Source organism: Nocardioides sp. CFH 31398 (assembly GCF_022436705.1).
Taxonomy (GTDB): domain Bacteria; phylum Actinomycetota; class Actinomycetes; order Propionibacteriales; family Nocardioidaceae; genus Nocardioides.
Genome location: NZ_JAKUHT010000024.1, coordinates 97,270 through 114,619, shown reverse-complemented (window position 1 = coordinate 114,619; position 17,350 = coordinate 97,270). Strand labels below are relative to the sequence as shown.

At 75.5% G+C, this 17,350-nt stretch carries 14 protein-coding genes; all 14 read right to left on the bottom strand.

Annotation, left to right across the window (positions count from 1 at the left end; genetic code table 11):
• Positions 1-213: 213 nt before the first annotated feature.
• Complete coding sequence (locus MJ876_RS17290) at positions 214-945, bottom strand: YggS family pyridoxal phosphate-dependent enzyme (protein ID WP_240238250.1); 732 nt, start codon at positions 943-945, stop codon at positions 214-216.
• Positions 942-1,646 (bottom strand): polyphenol oxidase family protein, encoded by a 705-nt coding sequence (locus MJ876_RS17285; RefSeq protein ID WP_240238248.1) that lies wholly within the window; start codon positions 1,644-1,646, stop codon positions 942-944. The genes MJ876_RS17290 and MJ876_RS17285 overlap by 4 nt, the downstream gene beginning before the upstream one ends.
• A gap of 2 nt (positions 1,647-1,648) precedes the next feature.
• Positions 1,649-2,947, bottom strand: a complete 1,299-nt coding sequence (gene ftsZ / locus MJ876_RS17280) for a cell division protein FtsZ (protein ID WP_240238246.1) — start codon at positions 2,945-2,947, stop codon at positions 1,649-1,651.
• A 222-nt stretch (positions 2,948-3,169) separates the two neighbouring features.
• Positions 3,170-3,925: an FtsQ-type POTRA domain-containing protein gene (locus MJ876_RS17275; protein ID WP_240238244.1), complete on the bottom strand. Its 756-nt coding sequence runs from the start codon at positions 3,923-3,925 to the stop codon at positions 3,170-3,172.
• Positions 3,918-5,357 (bottom strand): UDP-N-acetylmuramate--L-alanine ligase, encoded by a 1,440-nt coding sequence (murC, locus tag MJ876_RS17270; protein ID WP_240238242.1) that lies wholly within the window; start codon positions 5,355-5,357, stop codon positions 3,918-3,920. Before murC ends, MJ876_RS17275 begins: the two co-directional genes overlap by 8 nt.
• A complete protein-coding gene (gene murG, locus MJ876_RS17265) occupies positions 5,354-6,451 on the bottom strand; it encodes an undecaprenyldiphospho-muramoylpentapeptide beta-N-acetylglucosaminyltransferase (protein ID WP_240238270.1) in 1,098 nt (365 codons plus the stop codon). Before murG ends, murC begins: the two co-directional genes overlap by 4 nt.
• A 79-nt stretch (positions 6,452-6,530) precedes the next feature.
• A complete protein-coding gene (gene ftsW, locus MJ876_RS17260; RefSeq protein ID WP_240238241.1) occupies positions 6,531-7,811 on the bottom strand; it encodes a putative lipid II flippase FtsW in 1,281 nt (426 codons plus the stop codon).
• A gap of 23 nt (positions 7,812-7,834) precedes the next feature.
• Complete coding sequence (gene murD / locus MJ876_RS17255; RefSeq protein ID WP_240238239.1) at positions 7,835-9,337, bottom strand: UDP-N-acetylmuramoyl-L-alanine--D-glutamate ligase; 1,503 nt, start codon at positions 9,335-9,337, stop codon at positions 7,835-7,837.
• Positions 9,330-10,439 carry a phospho-N-acetylmuramoyl-pentapeptide-transferase gene (gene mraY, locus MJ876_RS17250; RefSeq protein ID WP_240238237.1) on the bottom strand — a complete coding sequence of 370 codons (1,110 nt, stop codon included), beginning with the start codon at positions 10,437-10,439 and terminating at the stop codon, positions 9,330-9,332. Before mraY ends, murD begins: the two co-directional genes overlap by 8 nt.
• Positions 10,436-11,962: a UDP-N-acetylmuramoyl-tripeptide--D-alanyl-D-alanine ligase gene (gene murF, locus MJ876_RS17245; RefSeq protein WP_240238268.1), complete on the bottom strand. Its 1,527-nt coding sequence runs from the start codon at positions 11,960-11,962 to the stop codon at positions 10,436-10,438. The genes mraY and murF overlap by 4 nt, the downstream gene beginning before the upstream one ends.
• A gap of 5 nt (positions 11,963-11,967) precedes the next feature.
• Positions 11,968-13,593 carry a UDP-N-acetylmuramoyl-L-alanyl-D-glutamate--2,6-diaminopimelate ligase gene (locus tag MJ876_RS17240; RefSeq protein ID WP_240238235.1) on the bottom strand — a complete coding sequence of 542 codons (1,626 nt, stop codon included), beginning with the start codon at positions 13,591-13,593 and terminating at the stop codon, positions 11,968-11,970.
• 303 nt (positions 13,594-13,896) lie between these two features.
• Entirely contained in the window at positions 13,897-15,654 is a 1,758-nt protein-coding gene (locus tag MJ876_RS17235) for a penicillin-binding protein 2 (RefSeq protein ID WP_240238233.1), read from the bottom strand.
• Positions 15,651-16,304 (bottom strand): hypothetical protein, encoded by a 654-nt coding sequence (locus MJ876_RS17230; RefSeq protein WP_240238231.1) that lies wholly within the window; start codon positions 16,302-16,304, stop codon positions 15,651-15,653. Before MJ876_RS17230 ends, MJ876_RS17235 begins: the two co-directional genes overlap by 4 nt.
• Entirely contained in the window at positions 16,301-17,350 is a 1,050-nt protein-coding gene (gene rsmH / locus MJ876_RS17225) for a 16S rRNA (cytosine(1402)-N(4))-methyltransferase RsmH (RefSeq protein ID WP_240238229.1), read from the bottom strand. The genes MJ876_RS17230 and rsmH overlap by 4 nt, the downstream gene beginning before the upstream one ends.

Sequence of the window (17,350 nt, the reverse complement as noted above, 5' to 3'; positions counted from 1 at the left end):
GGGCTGCTCGGCGCGGGGCGAGGCCGCCGCGCCGCGGGCGCGCTCGGGCGACGTGCCGGTGCGGGCCAGGTCGACGTCCTCGTCGTACTGGTCGTACCGGTCGGAGTCCTCGAGCAGGCCGAGGTACTCGCCGAACTTGCGCATGCCACCAGCCATGGGTGCATTCCTCCTGGCTCCTGCACCCCGGCCGGGGTGCCGATCGTGATCAGGACACTACTGGTTCGAGGGCCTCTCCCCGAGGACCGCGCGGCCGACACGCACGTGTGTCGCGCCCCGTTCGACGGCCTGCTCGAGGTCGTTGCTCATCCCGGCCGACAGCCACGTCGCGTCGGGGTGGTCGCCGCGCAGCCGCGCGTGCAGCTCGGCGAGGCGGTCGAACGCCGCGGCGGGGTCCTCGTCGGTCGGCGCCACGGCCATCAGGCCCCTCAGCCGGAGGTGCGGCGCCTCGGCGACGGCGTCGGCGAGGGCCGGCAGGTCGGACGGCGCGCAGCCCGCCCGGGTGCCCGAGGAGCCGGGGTCGTCGAGGCTCACCTGCACCAGGCAGTCCAGGTCGCGCCCGCGCTCGGCGGCGCCGCCGTCGAGCCGGGCGACGAGCTTGCGGCGGTCGACCGACTCCACGACGTCGGCCCAGCGCGCGACGGCGGCGGCCTTGTTGCTCTGCAGGCCGCCGACGAAGTGCCAGCGCAGGGACTCCTCGGCGAGCTCGGCGGCCTTCTCCTCCGCCTCCTGGTGGCGGTTCTCCCCCACCTCGGTCACGCCGAGCGCCGCGAGGGTGCGGACGTCGGCGGCACCGAAGAACTTGGTGACCGCGACGAGGGTGACGTCGTCGACCGCGCGGCCGGCGGCGGCGCAGGCGGCGGCCAGCCGTTCGCGGACGACGTCGAGACGCTCGGCGAGCTCCTCGCGGCGGGCCTCGGCCCGCGTGGCGTCCTGCCCGGCGCTCACGCGACGCCCGCCGTCCACACCAGGCCCGCGAGGCGCCCGGACGCCGCGCCGTCACGACGGTAGGAGTGGGCGGCGGGGTCCTCGAGCGTGCAGCCGCCGACGAGCTCGGCGTCCACTCCGGCGGCGTCCAGCTGGGCGACGACGCCCGCCCCCAGGTCGAGACCGGGGGTGCCCTGGCGCGTCGTGCTCCACGTCGCGGGCACGACCGCGGCCACCTCGGCGCGCATCGTCACGGGGACCTCGTAGCAGGAGCCGCAGACGTGGGGTCCCACCCAGGCTCGCAGGCCGGGGCCGGCGCCGAGCTCGCGCAGCCGTGCCACGGTCCGGGTGACGACGCCGAGCCGGACGCCCTCGCGGCCGGCGTGCGCGACGCCCAGGGCGCCGGTGCCGGGGTCGGCGAGCACCACCGGGACGCAGTCGGCGACCCGGACCATCAGGCCGACGCCCGGCCGGGCGGTGACGAGCCCGTCCCCGGTGGGGACGTCGTCACGGGGCCCCGGGCCGGGGTCGTCGGCGACCTCGTGGACGACGTCGCCGTGGACCTGCGTCATGCGCGCGAAGCACGCGCCCGTGGTGGCCTCGAGCCGCGCCAGGGCCTCGGCGAAGCCGTCCCGGGTGCCCTGGAGGTCCAGCTCGGTGTCGGTGAACCGGACCTCGACGGTGCCGGCCGCGGCCGGCACCGACGCGGAGTGGAGGAACACGCCTACTTGAGGAAGTCGGGCACGTCGAGGTCGTCGTCCTCGAACTCGACCGGCTTCGGCGCGGGCTTGGCCGGGGTCTCGTTCCGCTCCTCGCGGGGGGTGTCCCGGGCGGCGGGCGCCGGGGCCGGCGTCTCGCGCGGGGCGGGGGCGCCTGCGCGCTCGGCGGCGGGGCGGGGGCGCTCCTGGCCGGCGGAGGGGGTGCTGGGACGGGAGGCGCTGGCGCCACCGCCGGACGGCGACGGGGAGCCCGACGGGCCCGAGGTGCCCCCGGAGGCGGAGCCACCCGAGGCGCCCGCGCCACCCGAGGCGGGGCGGGCGCTGCGGCGCAGCGCCATCCCGTCGTCGCGGCGCTTGGGCATGCCGCCGTCGAACCCGGCGGCGATGACCGTGACCCGCACCTCGTCGCCGAGGGCGTCGTCGATCGTCGCGCCGAAGATGATGTTGGCCTCGCCGTGGGCCGCCTCCGCCACCAGCGCGGCGGCCTCGTTGATCTCGAACAGGCCGAGGTCGGAGCCGCCGGCGATGGACAGCAGCACGCCCTGGGCCCCCTCGATGGAGGCCTCGAGCAGCGGCGAGGAGACGGCCATCTCGGCCGCCGCCACGGCGCGGTCGTCGCCCCGGGCCGAGCCGATGCCCATGAGTGCGGAGCCGGCGTTGGCCATGACGGACTTCACGTCGGCGAAGTCGAGGTTGATCAGGCCCGGGGTGGTGATGAGGTCGGTGATGCCCGAGACGCCCTGCAGGAGGACCTGGTCGGCCTGCTTGAAGGCGTCGAGGACCGAGACGCTGCGGTCGCTGATCGACAGCAGGCGGTCGTTCGGGATGACGATGAGGGTGTCGACCTCCTCGCGGAGCGCGGCGATGCCCTCCTCGGCGGAGTTGGCGCGACGACGACCCTCGAACGCGAAGGGGCGGGTGACGACACCGATGGTCAGGGCGCCCAGCGAGCGGGCGATCTTCGCCACGACCGGCGCCCCGCCGGTGCCCGTGCCGCCGCCCTCGCCGGCGGTCACGAAGACCATGTCGGCGCCCTTCATGACCTCCTCGATCTCGTCGGCGTGGTCCTGGGCCGCCTGGCCGCCGACCTCGGGGTTGGCCCCCGCGCCGAGACCGCGGGTGAGCTCGCGGCCGATGTCGAGCTTGACGTCGGCGTCGCTCATCAGCAGCGCCTGGGCGTCGGTGTTGATGGCGATGAACTCGACGCCCTTGAGACCGACCTCGATCATCCGGTTGACGGCGTTGACGCCGCCGCCGCCGATGCCGACGACCTTGATGATGGCCAGGTAGTTCTGTGCTGCCACGGCGTGATCGCCTTCCGGTGGGGTGCCCGGTCGGGTTCCGGGGCCTGCTGGTGCTCTGGTCGGTTCGAGGGAAAACCTTAACCCTCTGGCTGAGGGTTATAGTTATGTCAACCTCGTGCAAGTAGAACGTTAGGGCCGGGCGGGGCACCGCGCGACCGACACGCCCGGTTCGGTGCCGAGCAAGTCACACGCGTCACTCCGGTCGGCCCCCGCGTCGGGGGCTCAGGCGCAGGCGGGGTCCGTGCAGTACGTCGGGTCGCTCGGCACGCTGACGTCGTAGGTCAGCGCGTCCTGGCGGAGCATGACGGCGAGGACCGACGACTTCTGCTCGGAGGACTCCGCGCTCCCCCACCGCACGGTGCGCCCGTCGCGCAGCGACAGGGTGATCGCGTCGACCGAGTCCACCCGGACCGCCTCGACGCGCTCGGCCAGGCCGGCCGGCATGGCGACGACGACCCGGGCGGCCTCGCGCAGCGCCTCCGCGGTCACCGAGGAGTCGGTCTCGACGCGCGGCATCGGCGGCGGGTCACCCTGGTAGCGGCGGAAGGCGACGCCGTCGACGTCCATCCCGCGCACCACCCCGCCGATCTCCACCAGGGCGACGGCCTCGCGCTCGACCACCGACACCCGGACCGCGTCCGGCCACTCGCGTGACACGTCCGCCTCCCGGACGGCGGCCAGCGACTCCACGCGGCTGCGGATGACGTCGAGGTCGACCCGCGCCAGCGGCTCGCCCTCCTCGACGGCCGCGGCCCGCCGCACCTGGTCGGGGGTCACCGTGTCGGTCGCGCCGGCGACCTCGACGCCCTCGACGTCGAGGACGTCGGACCAGCCGACCAGCCACACCCCGACGCCCACGAGCACGAGGACGAGCGACGCGGCGAGGGCGGCGCGCCACCCCCGCAGCCGCCGGGCCCAGCGCCGCCGGGTGAAGCGGCGCCGCTCGTCGCGTCCGCCCCGGGGGGTTCCGTCAGTCACCGTCGGCCTCCTCCCGCTCGGACAGCGCCGCCAGGGTGAGCGGCGCGAGCCGGGTGACGTCACCGGCGCCGAGGGTCAGCACCAGGTCCCCGGGCCGGGCGCGACCGGCCAGGAACGCGGGCACGGTGTCGGCGTCCGGCTCGTGACGCACCACGTCCTCGGGCAGCGGCACCGCGTCGGCGACGAGCGCGCCGGTGACCTCGGGGTCCGCGTCCTCGCGGGCCAGGTAGACGTCGAGGACGACGACCTCGTCGGCCGCGCCGAGCGCCGCGCCCATCTCCGCGCCCATGAGGCGGGTGCGGGAGACGAGGTGCGGCTGGAAGGCCACGAGCACGCGGCCGTCCCCCGCGACCGACCGGGCGGCCTGGAGGTCGCCGGCGATCTCCGCGGGGTGGTGGGCGTAGCTGTCGTAGACCGCGACGCCGCCGACCGTGCCCTTGTGCTCCATGCGACGGCGGGTGCCGGTGAACGCCTCCAGGCCGGCGCGCAGGTCGTCGAAGGCGTGGCCGAGCCGCAGCCCGCAGGCCAGGGCGGCCAGCGCGTCGAGGACGTAGTGGCGCCCGGGGATGCGCAGGCTGAGCGTGCCGAGCTCGACGCCGTCGTCGTGGACGGTGAACCGCGAGGTGGTGCCGGCGAAGACCAGCCCGCTCGCGCGGACGACGGCGTCCTCCGACTCCCCCACGGTCACGACCTGCAGGTCGCGCTCACGGGCGGCGTCGGCCAGCCGGGCCGCGCCCGGGTCGTCGACCACGAGGACGACGAGCCCGCCGGGGACGATGCGGTCCAGGAAGTCGGTGAACGCGGCGGCGTAGGCCTCCTCGGTGCCCCAGGAGTCGAGGTGGTCGGCCTCGACGTTCGTGACGATCGCGGCGTGCGGGGTGTAGACGAGGAAGGCGCCGTCGCTCTCGTCGGCCTCGGCCACGAAGAGGTCGCCGGTGCCCTCGCCGGCGTTGGTGCCGGTGGCGGTGAGGTCGCCCCCGACGGCGTACGTCGGGTCGGCGCCGGCGGCGAGCAGCGCGGAGACCAGCAGGCCGGTGGTGGTCGTCTTGCCGTGGGTGCCGGCGACGGCGACGGTGCGCCGTCCGGCCATGACGGCGGCCAGGGCCGCCGAGCGCGGCAGCAAGCGCAGCCCGCGGGCCTGCGCCTCCACGACCTCCGGGTTGGTCTCGCGGACGGCGGTCGAGACCACCACGGTGTCGCCGGCGCCCAGGTGGGCGAGGTGGGCGGCGTCGTGGCCGAGGTGGACCTCGGCCCCCTCGGCGCGCAGGGCCGCCAGCGTCGGGGAGTCGGTGCCGTCGCTGCCGGAGACCGCGATGCCGCGGGCGAGCATCAGCCGGGCGATGGCCGACAGCCCCGCCCCACCGATGCCGACGAAGTGCACGCGGCCCAGGTCGGCGGCGGGAAGGATGACGTCCGGGACGGCGACCCTCACGACGCCTCCCCCGCGGCCTCCAGCACCATGCGCGCGAGGCGCTCGTCCGCGTCGCGCGGCACCCGCCGGCGCGCCGCCTCCGACATCACGGCGAGCCGTGCGGGGTCGGTGATCAGGCCCGGGACGGTGTCGGCGACCCACTCGGGCGTGATGGCGTCGTCGGAGACGAGCAGCCCGCCGCCGTCGTCGACCACGCCGCGGGCGTTGTGGTCCTGCTCGCCGTTGCCGATGGGCAGGGGCACGAACACGGCCGGCAGGCCGACCACGGCGGCCTCGGTGACGCTGGACGCGCCCGCGCGGCACACGACGAGGTCGGCGGCGGCGTACGCCAGGTCCATGCGGTCCACGAAGCCCTCGACCCGGTACGGCGTCGCCACGTCGGGCGCCACGGTGAGGTCGGTGTTCTTGGGGCCGACGACGTGCAGCACCTGCACCCCGGCGGCGGCCAGGGCCGCCGCGGCCCCGGTGATCGCCTCGTTGAGGCGGCGGGCCCCCTGGGACCCGCCCGTCACCAGCAGGGTGGGGCGGTCGGGGTCGAGCCCGAAGTGCGCGCGGGCCTCGGGGCGCAGGGCCGCGCGGTCGAGGGTCGAGATCATGCGCCGGATCGGGAGGCCGACGTGCTCCGCCCGGGGCAGCGGGGTGTCGGGGAAGCTCACCGCGACACGGGCGGCGACGCGTGCTCCGACCTTGTTGGCCAGGCCGGGCACGGCGTTCTGCTCGTGGACGACGAGGGGCAGCCGGCGTCGTCGCGCCGCGAGGTAGACCGGCAGCGACACGTAGCCGCCGTACCCGACGACCACGGCGGGGTCGACGCGGTCGAGGACGGCGCCCGCCTCGCGGACGGCGGCCCGCAGCCGGGTCGGGACGCGGGCCAGGTCGGCCGACAGCGACCGCGGCAGCGGCACGGGTGGGATCAGCTCGAGGGGGTAGCCCGCGGCGGGCACCACCCGCGTCTCGAGCCCGCGGCTCGTGCCGACGCAGGTGACGGCCACCTCGCGGCCGGTCTCGGCGGCGAGGCGGACGAGGGCGTCGGCGGTGGCCAGCAGCGGCGAGGTGTGGCCCGCGGTGCCGCCACCGGCGAGCACGACCCGCAGGGTGCCGGGCGCGACGGGTCGGTGGGTGGCCTGGGGGTCATGGGGAGGGGAAGGGTCGTTCGACATCGTGGGTCCGAACCTAGCCGCGGCGGCGCTCGGCCAGCGCCCTGGCCGCCTCCGGCTGGCGTCGGGCGAACCCGATCAGCAGGCCGAGGGCGACGAGGGACGGCAGCAGCGCCGAGCCGCCGTACGAGACGAGGGGCAGGGGGATGCCGATCACCGGCAGCAGGGCCAGCACCATGCCGAGGTTGATGAGGCTCTGCCCGAGCAGCCAGACGACGATCCCGAAGCAGGCGTAGCGGACGAACGGCTCGGTGCTGGCGGCCGCGATGCGCACCGCGGCGTAGGCGATCGTGGCGAACAGCACGAGCACCAGCAGGGTCCCGACCAGGCCGAGCTCCTCGCCGAGGACGGCGAAGATGTAGTCGGTGTGCGCCTCCGGGAGGTAGCCCCACTTCTGCTGGCTCGCCCCGATGCCCTGGCCGAAGACGCCCCCGCTGGACAGGGCGTAGAGGCCGTGGGCGGGCTGCCAGCCCGCGTCGTGGTAGTCGGAGAACGGGTCGGTGAAGTTGAGCAGCCGCTCGCGGCGCTCGCTGCTGGTGGAGGCCAGCCACAGCGCGACCGAGGCGACCGCGGCGAAGGCGATGGCGAACAGCCGCAGCGGGGCGCCGACGACCCACAGCATCCCCAGCAGGATGGCGGCGAGGACCAGCGCCGTGCCGAGGTCGCGCTGCCACACCACCAGGCCGGTGACCGCCAGCAGGACCGGCGCGACGGGGACGAGCACGTGCGACAGCTCGCCCAGGCGCCGCTCCTTCAGCGCGTAGACGTGCGCGGCCCACAGCACGATCGCGAGCTTGGCGATCTCGGACGGCTGCACCCGCAGCGGACCCAGCGCCAGCCAGTTCGTGTTGCCGTTGACCGACGTGCCCAGCGGCGTGGCCGTGAGGGCGAGCAGGACGACCGCGACCCCCAGGGCGGGCCACGCGAGCCAGCGGATGGCGCGCAGGGGCAGCCGGGAGGCGACGTACGCACAGGGCAGGCCGATCGCGACCCACAGCAGCTGACGGGTGACGACGGCGTAGGAGTCGCGGTCGTGGACGTTGTAGCTGTAGACGCTGGAGGCGCTCAGCACCATCAGCAGGCCGATGGTCAGCAGCAGGCCCGCGGCGCCGAGCAGCAGGTAGTAGGTGGCGAGCGGCCGGTCCAGCGAGGTCCGCAGCGCCCGCCAGGCGTGCACCGGCGCGGCCAGCCTGGCGCGCAGCCCCGGGCCCGCCGGCGCGGCCGTGCCGCCGGCGTCCGGGCGGGCGCCCGTGGTGGAGCCCGTGGTGGTGGTGGGGCCGGGATCGAGGGTGGTCATCGTGTCCCTGCCTCCGGGTCGCGTCAGTCGGTCGGCCGGCCCAGCCGCTCGCGGACCGCCTCGGCGAAGGCGTCGCCGCGGGCGGCGTAGTCGGTGAACTGGTCCATCGACGCGCACCCCGGGGCCAGGAGCACGGTGTCGCCGGGCTGGGCGAGTCGTGCGGCGGCCTCGACCGCGCGGCCCATGGGGCCGGTCCGCTCCGCAGTCTCGTCGCCCTCGACGCGTACGACGGGGACATCCGGGGCGTGTCGCGCGAGAGCCTCGGCGATCAGGTGCTGGTCGTGCCCGAGCAGGACGGCGCCCCGTAGCCGGCCGGCGACGTCGCGGACGAGGTCGTCGAACCGGGCGCCCTTGGCGAGCCCGCCGGCGACCCAGACGACCGGGTCGTAGGCGAGCAGGGAGGACCGGGCGGCGTGGGGGTTCGTGGCCTTCGAGTCGTCGACCCAGCGGACGCCGCGGCCGGCCTCGCCCTCCGCCACGACGGCGATGCGGTGCCCGTCGGGCCGGAAGGACCGCAGCCCGTCGCGGACGGCGGCCTGCCCGACGCCGTGCGCGCGGGCCAGCGCGGCGGCCGCCAGGGCGTCCTCCACGACGTGCGGGGCCGGCGAGAACAGGTCGTCGATCGTGCACAGCTCCGCCGCGCTCGTCGCGCGGGCGGCGACGAAGGCGCGGTCGGCGAGGATGTCCTCGACCAGGCCGACCATCCCGACGCCGGGGGTGCCGAGGGTGAAGCCGATGGCGCGGGCCCCCTCGACGACGTCGGCGTCGCGGACGAGCTGCTCGGTGAGCGGGTCGGCGGCGTTGTAGACGCAGGCCCGCGAGACGCCCTCGTAGACCCGGCCCTTGTCGCGGGCGTAGGCGTCCATGTCGGGGTACCAGTCGAGGTGGTCCTCGGCGACGTTGAGGCAGACCGCCGACTCGGCGGCCACGGTCCGGGTGTGGTGCAGCTGGAAGCTGGACAGCTCGACGGCGAGCACGTCGTACGGCGTGGGGTCCATGACGGCCTCGGTCAGCGGCAGGCCGACGTTCCCGGCGGCGACGGCGCGGAGGCCCGCGGCGCGCAGGATCGACTCCAGCATCCGCACGGTCGTGGTCTTGCCGTTGGTCCCGGTGACCGCGAGCCACGGCGTCGACGTGCCGTCGGGGCGCTTCTCGCGCAGCCGCCAGGCCAGCTCGACCTCGCTCCACACCGGGATGCCGCGGCGCTCGGCCTCGGCGACGAGCGGGGCGTCGGGCCGCCAGCCCGGAGAGACGACGAGGACCTCGGCGTCGTCCGGCATCGCGGTGGCGGCGGTGCTGCCGGGGCCGAGGTGCACGTCCGCGCCGAGGACGCCGAGCAGCTCGGCCCTCTCGGTCAGGGCCTCGGTCTCGCGGTCGTCGACGGCGACGACCCGGGCGCCGACGTGGGTGAGGTTGTCGGCGGCGGCGAAGCCGGAGACGCCGAACCCGGCGACGACGGCACGCACGCCCTCCCAGTCGTCGCGGCCCAGCCGCTCGACGCGGGGGCCGCCCTGCGACTCAGACATTGGCCACCCACTCGCCGTAGAAGATGCCGAGGCCGGCGACGACGAACAGCCCGGTGATGATCCAGAAGCGGATCACGATGGTGACCTGCTCCCAGCCCAGCATCTCGAAGTGGTGGTGCAGCGGGGTCATCCGGAAGACACGGTGACCCGGCCCGACGCGGAAGACCCGCCGGAACAACCCGCTGGCACGGCTGGCCTTGAACACCGACACCTGGATCATCACCGACAGCGTGGTCAGCAGGAACAGCCCGCCGAGGATCACCAGCAGCAGCTCGGTGCGGGTCAGGACGGCGAAGCCGGCCAGCGCGCCACCGAGCGCCAGCGAGCCCGTGTCGCCCATGAAGATGGCCGCCGGGGAGGCGTTCCACCACAGGAACCCGAAGCAGGCGCCGGTGATGGCGGCGGCGACCACGGCGAGGTCGAGCGGGTCGCGGACGTTGTAGCAGGACGCCGTGGGGGTGGTCTGGCAGAACTGGTTGTTCTGCCAGATGTTCACGAACGTGTAGGCGCCGAACACCATCACCGAGGCGCCGGTGGCGAGGCCGTCGAGCCCGTCGGTGAGGTTCACGCCGTTGCTCGTGCCGGCGATGATGAACCAGATCAGCAGCACCGCCACGACGAACGGCAGCGTCAGCCAGTCGATCTCGCGGATGAAGGAGATCTTCTCCGAGGCCGGTGTCCGGCCGTTCTCGTCGGCCAGCCACGGCGACAGCGCGAGCGCGGCGAAGACGAGCGCCACGACGGTCTGCCCGACCATCTTGGCCTTGCTGCGCAGCCCCAGCGAGCGCTGCTTCCAGATCTTGATGAAGTCGTCGAGGAAGCCGACGAGGCCCAGGCCGACGAAGAGGAACAGCAGCAGCAGCGCCGAGGCCGACGGGACGCTCATCGTGAGGAGCTTGGCGACGAAGTAGCTCACCACCGTGGCCAGGATGATGACGATCCCGCCCATGGTGGGCGTGCCGCGCTTGGTGTGGTGGCTCGTCGGGCCGTCGTCCCGGATCTCCTGGCCGTAGCCCCTCTTCGACAGGACCGAGATCGCCACCCTGGTGCCGAGCAGCGACATGATGAGCGCCAGCCCGCCCGAGAGGAGGATCGCCCTCACGCCGGGTCTCCCTCCATCAGTGAGTACGCCACGTGCTCCAGGGCGACGCCGCGGCTGGCCTTGACCAGGACGACGTCGTCCGCCGCGACATTCTGGCCCACCCAGGCGACGGCCTCGTCGCGGCCCGCCGTGCGCACCACCACCGGGGTGTGCTCCACCACGCTCGCCGAGCCCGACCCCGAGCCCGACGTTGAGTCCGACGCCGAGCCCGACCCTGGGCCCGACGCTGAGTCCGACGCAGGGCCCGACGCCGTCTCCGCGCCGTCGGCGATCCCGGCGGCGGCCCCGCCGGGGGTGCCGTCGACCACCACGACGACGTCCACGCCCTCGCGCACGGCGGCGCGGCCCACCTCGACGTGGGCGTCGTACGTGGAGTCGCCGAGCTCCTTCATCTCGCCGAGGACGGCCACCGAGCGGCGGCGCGCGCCGGACTCGGTGGCGGTCATGTCGACCAGCGTCACCAGGGCGGAGACGACCGAGGCGGGGTTCGCGTTGTAGGCGTCGTTGAGCACGAGGAGCCCGTCGCCGCGCTCGGTGACCTCCATGCGCCAGCGGGAGTCGGGACGGGCGGCGGCCAGGCCCTCCGCGACCTCCCCGAAGCCCAGGCCGGCGGCGAGCCCCATCGCGGCGGCCGCCGTGGCGTTGGCCACCTGGTGGCGTCCGGGCAGCGGGAGGAGCATCTCGGTGCTCTCCCCGGCGTGGGCCAGCCTCATCTGGGCGCGGCCGCGGCCGTCGACCGCCCGGAGCTCCCCGACGACGTCCGCCCCGGGGCCGCCGAAGGTCACGACCCGTGCCGCCGTGCGCGGACGCATGGCGGCGACGCGGTGGTCGTCGGCGGCGAGGACGGCGGTCCCGTCGGGCGCGAGGGACTCGACGATCTCCCCCTTGGCCTGCGCGATGGCCTCGATGGAGCCGAACTCGCCGAGGTGGGCGGAACCGACGTTGAGCACGGCCGCGACGTCCGGGCGGGCGATGCGGCACAGCAGGCCGATGTGGCCGACGCCGCGAGCGCCCATCTCGACGACGAGGTAGCGGGTGGCGGGGGTTGCGCGGAGCACGGTGAGGGGGACGCCCAGCTCGTTGTTGAGGTTGCCACGTGTGGCGACCGTCCCCCCGTCGGACCCGGCGCCGGTGTGGGCCAGGAGCCCGGCGAGGTAGTCCTTCGTGCCGGTCTTGCCCTGGCTGCCGGTGAGCGCGAGGACGACGAGCCCCTGCCCCCCGGCGCTCCCCTCCGCCAGCACGTCGCGGACGTGGCGGGCGAGGCGGCCGAGGGCGTCGACGGGGTCACCGACCAGCACGGCGGGCGCACCCACCGGCCGCGACCCCAGCACGCCGGCCGCACCCGCGGCCACGGCACCGGCGGCGAAGTCGTGGCCGTCGACCCGCTCGCCCGCGATCGCGACGAACAGGCCGCCGGACGCGACGTCGCGGCTGTCCAGGGTCGCGGGGCCGGTGACGGTCTCGGAGCCGGTGGCGTCCGCGAGCCGGCCGCCCACCACCGCGGCGACCTCGGCGAGGGTCATCGCGATCACCGGGCGGCCCCCGTGCTCTCCCGGGCCGCGGCGCCCCGACGTCCGGTGGCGCGGGCCGCGAGCTCCTCGGCGGCGACGGCACGGTCGTCGAAGGCGTGGACGACCCCGGCCACCTCCTGCCCGGCCTCGTGGCCCTTGCCGGCCACGACGACCACGCCGCCCGGGCCGGCGAGCGCGAGCGCCCGTCGTACGGCCTCGCGGCGGTCGGCGACCTCCTCCAGCACGGCGTCGGCGCCCTCGTCGCGGGCTCCCCCGAGCACGGCGGCACGGATCGCGGCCGGGTCCTCCGAGCGGGGGTTGTCGTCGGTGACGACGACGACGTCGGACAGGCGGGCGGCCACCGCGCCCATCAGCGGTCGCTTGCCCGGGTCGCGGTCGCCCCCGGCGCCGATCACCGTCACGAGCCGGCCCGGGGTGAGCGTGCGCATCGCGGCCAGGGCGGCCTCGACCGCGTCGGGCTTGTGGGCGTAGTCGACGACGACGGTGAGGTCGTCGTCCGGGGTGCTGACGAGCTCGAGGCGACCGGGGACGCCGCCCGCGGTGGCCATGACCCCGGCCGGACCCGCGACGTCGAGGCCCGCCTCGCCGAGGGCGGCCAGGGCGGCGACCGCGTTGGCGACGTTGAACGCGCCGGGCAGCCCGACGCCGGTCTCGAGGCGGAGACCGTCCGGGCCCTCGAGCACGAAGGTGGACCCGGCGGCGTCGGAGCGGACGTCGACCGCCCGCCAGTCCGCGGCGGTGCCGATCCCCGAGAAGGTGCGGACGGGCAGGGTCGTCTCCCCCGCCAGGCGCCGCCCGTGGGCGTCGTCGGCGGTGACGAGCGCCCGGCGGGCGCGCTCGGGGGTGAAGAGGGAGGCCTTGGCGCGGTAGTAGTCCTCCACGGTCGGGTGGAAGTCGAGGTGGTCGCGACCGAGGTTGGTGAAGCAGGCGACGTCGAAGACCACACCGTCGACCCGGCCGAGGACCAGGGCGTGGCTCGAGACCTCCATGAGGCAGACCTCGACGCCCTCCTCGACCATCAGCGCGAACAGCGCGAACAGGTCGGGGGCCTCGGGGGTGGTGAGCTTGGTGGGCAGGTCGCGGCCCGCCACCCGGGTGCCCACCGTGCCGACGGCCGCGGCCCGGACGCCGGCGGCCTCGAGCGCCGACAGCGCGAGACGGGTCGTCGTGGTCTTGCCCTGCGTCCCGGTGACCGCGACGAGGCGCAGGCGGCCGGCCGGGTCGCCGTACACGAGGGCGGCGAGGCGTCCGAGGTGGCGGCGCGGGTCGTCCACGACGACGACCGGGACGCCCGCGTCGTCGGTCGCGCCCCGGGCGCGGCGGGCTCCCTCGGGATCGGTGAGGACGGCGACGGCCCCGGCCGCCAGGGCCTGCTGCGTGTAGTCGGCGCCGTGCGCGCGGGCGCCCGGCAGCGCGGCGTACAGGTCGCCGGGGAGGACCCGCGACGTCGCGAGGGTGAGGCCGCCCACCCGGACGTCCCCGGCGTCGTCGGCGCCGGCCCGGACCACCTCGACCGCGTCCACGTGCGCCCGCAGGGCGTCGGCGAGGTCCGTCAGCGCCACGGGCTCACGGTGACGCGGACGCGTCGCGCGCAGCGCCTCCACCTTGTCCTCCTCGACCACCCGGCGAGGTTATCGGCCCCTCACCGGCAGGTCGGTGAGGTGCACCCCGAGTCGGCACGTCTGCGCACCCACACGGCCTCGAGTCGGCACGTCTGCGCACCCAAACGGCCCGAGTCAGCACATCTGCGCAGGTGGCGATCCCCGTGACCCGAGTGCGCTCCGACCTCCGCACCGCCGTCCAGGTCGACGTCCTCGTCCAGCGGCTGCGAACGGCCCGCGGCCCACCGAGGAGGCTGCGCAGACGTGCCGACTCGACGTTCTCAGGCTGCGCAGACGTGCCGACTCGGCGCCTGCGTGGCGGGGCTACCACTCGATGGGGAGCTCGGGGGGTCGGGAGTTGGTGGGTGGGACGGCGTAGTGGCGCAGCAGCTGGCCCATGATCGAGGAGAAGGCCGGACCGCCGACGGAGCCACCGCCGCCGCCGTTGCGGGGGTTCTGGATGGCGACGTAGACGGTGAACCGGGGGGCGTCGGCGGGGGCGAAGCCGCCGAACGAGACCGTGAAGGTGCCGTCGTAGCACTGGCACTCGTCGTTCACGCGCTGGGCGGTGCCGGTCTTGCCGGCGACGCGGTAGCCGGGCACGGCGGCGCCGGGGGCGACACCGGTCTCGGGGTCCACGACCTGCTCCAGGACGTCGGAGGTCTGCCGGGCCGCGACCTCCGAGACCACCCGGCGGCGCTCCGTCTGGTCGGTGCCGACCTCCTCGCCGGCGGCCGTCGTGGCGCTCCCCCGCACCAGGCTGGGGCTGACGTGCACCCCGCCGTTGGCGATCGTGTTGATGCCGGCTGTCATCTGCAGGGCGTTGACCGACAGCGACTGGCCGAAGGCGATGCGGTCGGCGGCCATCGGTGTCCAGATCGCCCCGTCGGGCAGGATCCCCGCCGACTCGCCCCGGACGCCGACGTCGGTGCGCGACCCCTCGCCGAAGCCGACGAGGTAGTCGTGGAGCCGCTCGGGGTCCATGCGGCGGGCCGCCAGCACCGTGCCGATGTTGGACGACTGGGCGATCGCGCCGGCGACGGTGAGCCGGAGCGTGCCGTGGTCCCAGTAGTCGCCGATCGTGGTGTCGCCGCTGTCGAGCTCGGGCGGCACCGTGATCCTGGTGGTCGGGGAGACCTCGTCGGCGTCGAGGAGCGCGGCCAGCGTGAAGGCCTTCTGCACCGAGCCCGGCTCGTAGACGTCGCTCAGGGCGCGGGAGCCCAGGTCGGCCTCGTCGGACAGCAGCGGCTGCGAGGCGTCGAACGTCGGGTGGTCGGCCAGCGCGAGGATCTCGCCGGACTCCACGTCCTGCACGATCGCGACGCCGGAGTCGGCGTTCGCGCCCTCGACGGCGTTGCGGAGCGCCCGCTGGACGAACCACTGGACGTCGCGGTCGATGGTCAGCGTGAGGTCCTGGCCGTTCACCGGGTCGACGGTGCTCGTCTCCCCCAGCGGGATCCGGTTGCCGCCGCCGGTGGAGTAGCGGGCTTCGCCGTCCGTGCCGTGCAGCATCGGCTCGAAGGTCAGCTCCAGCCCCGCGCGCGGCTCGCCCTCGGCGCCCATGAAGCCGACGAGGTTCGCGGCGACGTCCTTCGCCGGGTAGTCGCGCACCGGGTCGGCCTGCAGGGTGATGCCGTCGAACCCGGCGTCCTCGACCGCCTCGAGCGTCTCGTTGGCCACGGTGGACGGGACGCGTCGCGCGACGTAGCGGAACTGGTAGCGCTGGTCGCGGACCTGGGCGAGGGTGTCGAAGTAGTCGACGTCCAACCGGTCGGACAGCAGGCGGGCGAGCTCAGGCGCGGCGTCCTCGGGCACCAGCTGGGGGTTGACGATGACCATCATCCCGTCGACCGAGCTCGCGAGGGCGACCCCGTTGCGGTCGAGGATCTCGCCCCGCTGCGCGGGCAGGACGGCGTCGACCGTGCCCTCCGCGGCGGCCATCTCGGCGTACGAGTCGGGGTCGACGCCCTGCAGCTGCACCAGGCGGGCGCCGAGCACGGACAGGGCCATGGCGATGACCACCATCGCGACCCGCAGGCGCAGCACCGACTGGCCGCGCAGGCTCGGACGGGGTCGGCTCACCGGGTGGCTCCTCCCTGGGTCCTGCGGTCACGGTCGCCGCGACGGTCTCCGGCACGGTCGGCGGCCCGGTCGGTGTCGCGTGCACCATTCCTAGCCCCCCGCGCGTCCCCGCGGCCGTCACGCGGGCCCGTGTCGCCCACCTGGTTCTGCTCGGCCGGCGGGTCGACGTAGCGCGGGGCGGGGTCGAGGACGCCGGGACGGGCCTGCGGCTGGGCCTCGATGCGCATCCCGTCCTCCGCGGTCGCGGGCTGGCAGGGGCCGCTGGTGCTGCCGTCGGCGAGCGACAGGAAGCACGTGCTGCGGCCGACGACCATGCCGGCGTCGCGCGCCGCGCGGGCGACCCGCTGCGGGTCGCGCAGGCCCTCGAGCTCCATCTGCAGCTTCTGCTCGCGCGCGGCGAGGGTGTCGGCGTGGCGCTCCAGGGCGCTCGCCGCGAAGGACGCCTGCTGCATGGAGGTGTTGAACAGGAGCAGCCCGACGACCCCGCCGAGGGCGACGAGGGCGACCACCACCACGAACGGGACCTTCGGCGGGCGCGGGCGACGGCGCGGCGCGAGCCGCAGGGGCGGCAGGGTGCGGCGGCTCGGCTGTCCCGGCTCGCGCCCGGGCTCGCGGGGACGGGGGTCGGGCAGACGGAGCGGGCTGCTCATCGGGCACCTCCGGAGGCACGACGCTGTGACCTGGTGGACGACTGGGACGACGGGGACGACGGGGACGACGGGCGGACGCGCTCGACCGCGCGGAGGCGGACGCTGGCGGCGCGGGGGTTCCGGGCGCGCTCGACGTCGTCGGCCTGCTCGGCCCCCCGGGTGACGGCGACCATCGCGGGCTCGAGCTCCGGCGGGACGACGGGAAGGTCGGGCGGCGCGCTGCTCGTGGTGGCCCGCGCGAAGGCGCGCTTGACGGCGCGGTCCTCCAGCGAGTGGTACGACTCGACGACGACCCGGCCCCCGACCCCGACGGCCTGCAGCGCGGCGGGCAGGACCCGGTCCAGGCCGCCCAGCTCGTCGTTCACCTCCATGCGCAGCGCCTGGAAGGTCCGTTTCGCCGGGTGGCCGCCCGTGCGGCGGGCCGGCGCCGGGATCACGTCGTAGAGCAGCTCGACGAGGCGTCCGGAGGTCGTGAAGGGCTCGGTGGTGCGCTCGCGCACGATCGCGTCGGCGATCCGTCGGGCGAACTTCTCCTCGCCGTACCGCGACAGGACCAGCGTCAGGTCGGCCGCGGGGTAGGTGTTGAGGACGTCGGCCGCGGTGCGACCGGTGGTGGGGTCCATCCGCATGTCGAGCGGCGAGTCCGCGCGGTAGGCGAAGCCGCGGTCGAGGCGGTCGAGCTGCATGGAGGAGACGCCGAGGTCGAGCAGGACGCCGTCCACGGTGTCGAGGCCGAGGTCGTCGAGGACGTCGGCGAGCCGGTCGTACGTCGCGTGGACGCCGGTGAAGCGGTCGCCGTGCGCCGCGAGCCGGTCGCCGGCCCGCTCGAGCGCGGCGGGGTCGCGGTCGATGCCGACGACCCGGGCCGCGGGGCAGGCCTCGAGGACCGCGGCGCTGTGGCCGCCGAGGCCGAGGGTGCCGTCGACGAGCACGGCGCCGTCGCGCTGCAGGGCCGGGGCGAGCAGCTCGACCACGCGCGCCAGCAGGACCGGCTCGTGTGTCGCGCCGTCCTGACCGTCCCCGCCGTCGGCGGTCGTCGGCGTCAT

Bases quoted from the DNA above. Each gene is read 5' to 3' on its own strand.
- rsmH (WP_240238229.1), bottom strand. From the start codon at position 17,350: ATGACGCCGACGACCGCCGACGGCGGGGACGGTCAGGACGGCGCGACA.
- murD (WP_240238239.1), bottom strand. From the start codon at position 9,337: ATGTCTGAGTCGCAGGGCGGCCCCCGCGTCGAGCGGCTGGGCCGCGAC.
- MJ876_RS17230 (WP_240238231.1), bottom strand. From the start codon at position 16,304: ATGAGCAGCCCGCTCCGTCTGCCCGACCCCCGTCCCCGCGAGCCCGGG.
- murF (WP_240238268.1), bottom strand. From the start codon at position 11,962: ATGACCCTCGCCGAGGTCGCCGCGGTGGTGGGCGGCCGGCTCGCGGAC.
- ftsW (WP_240238241.1), bottom strand. From the start codon at position 7,811: ATGACCACCCTCGATCCCGGCCCCACCACCACCACGGGCTCCACCACG.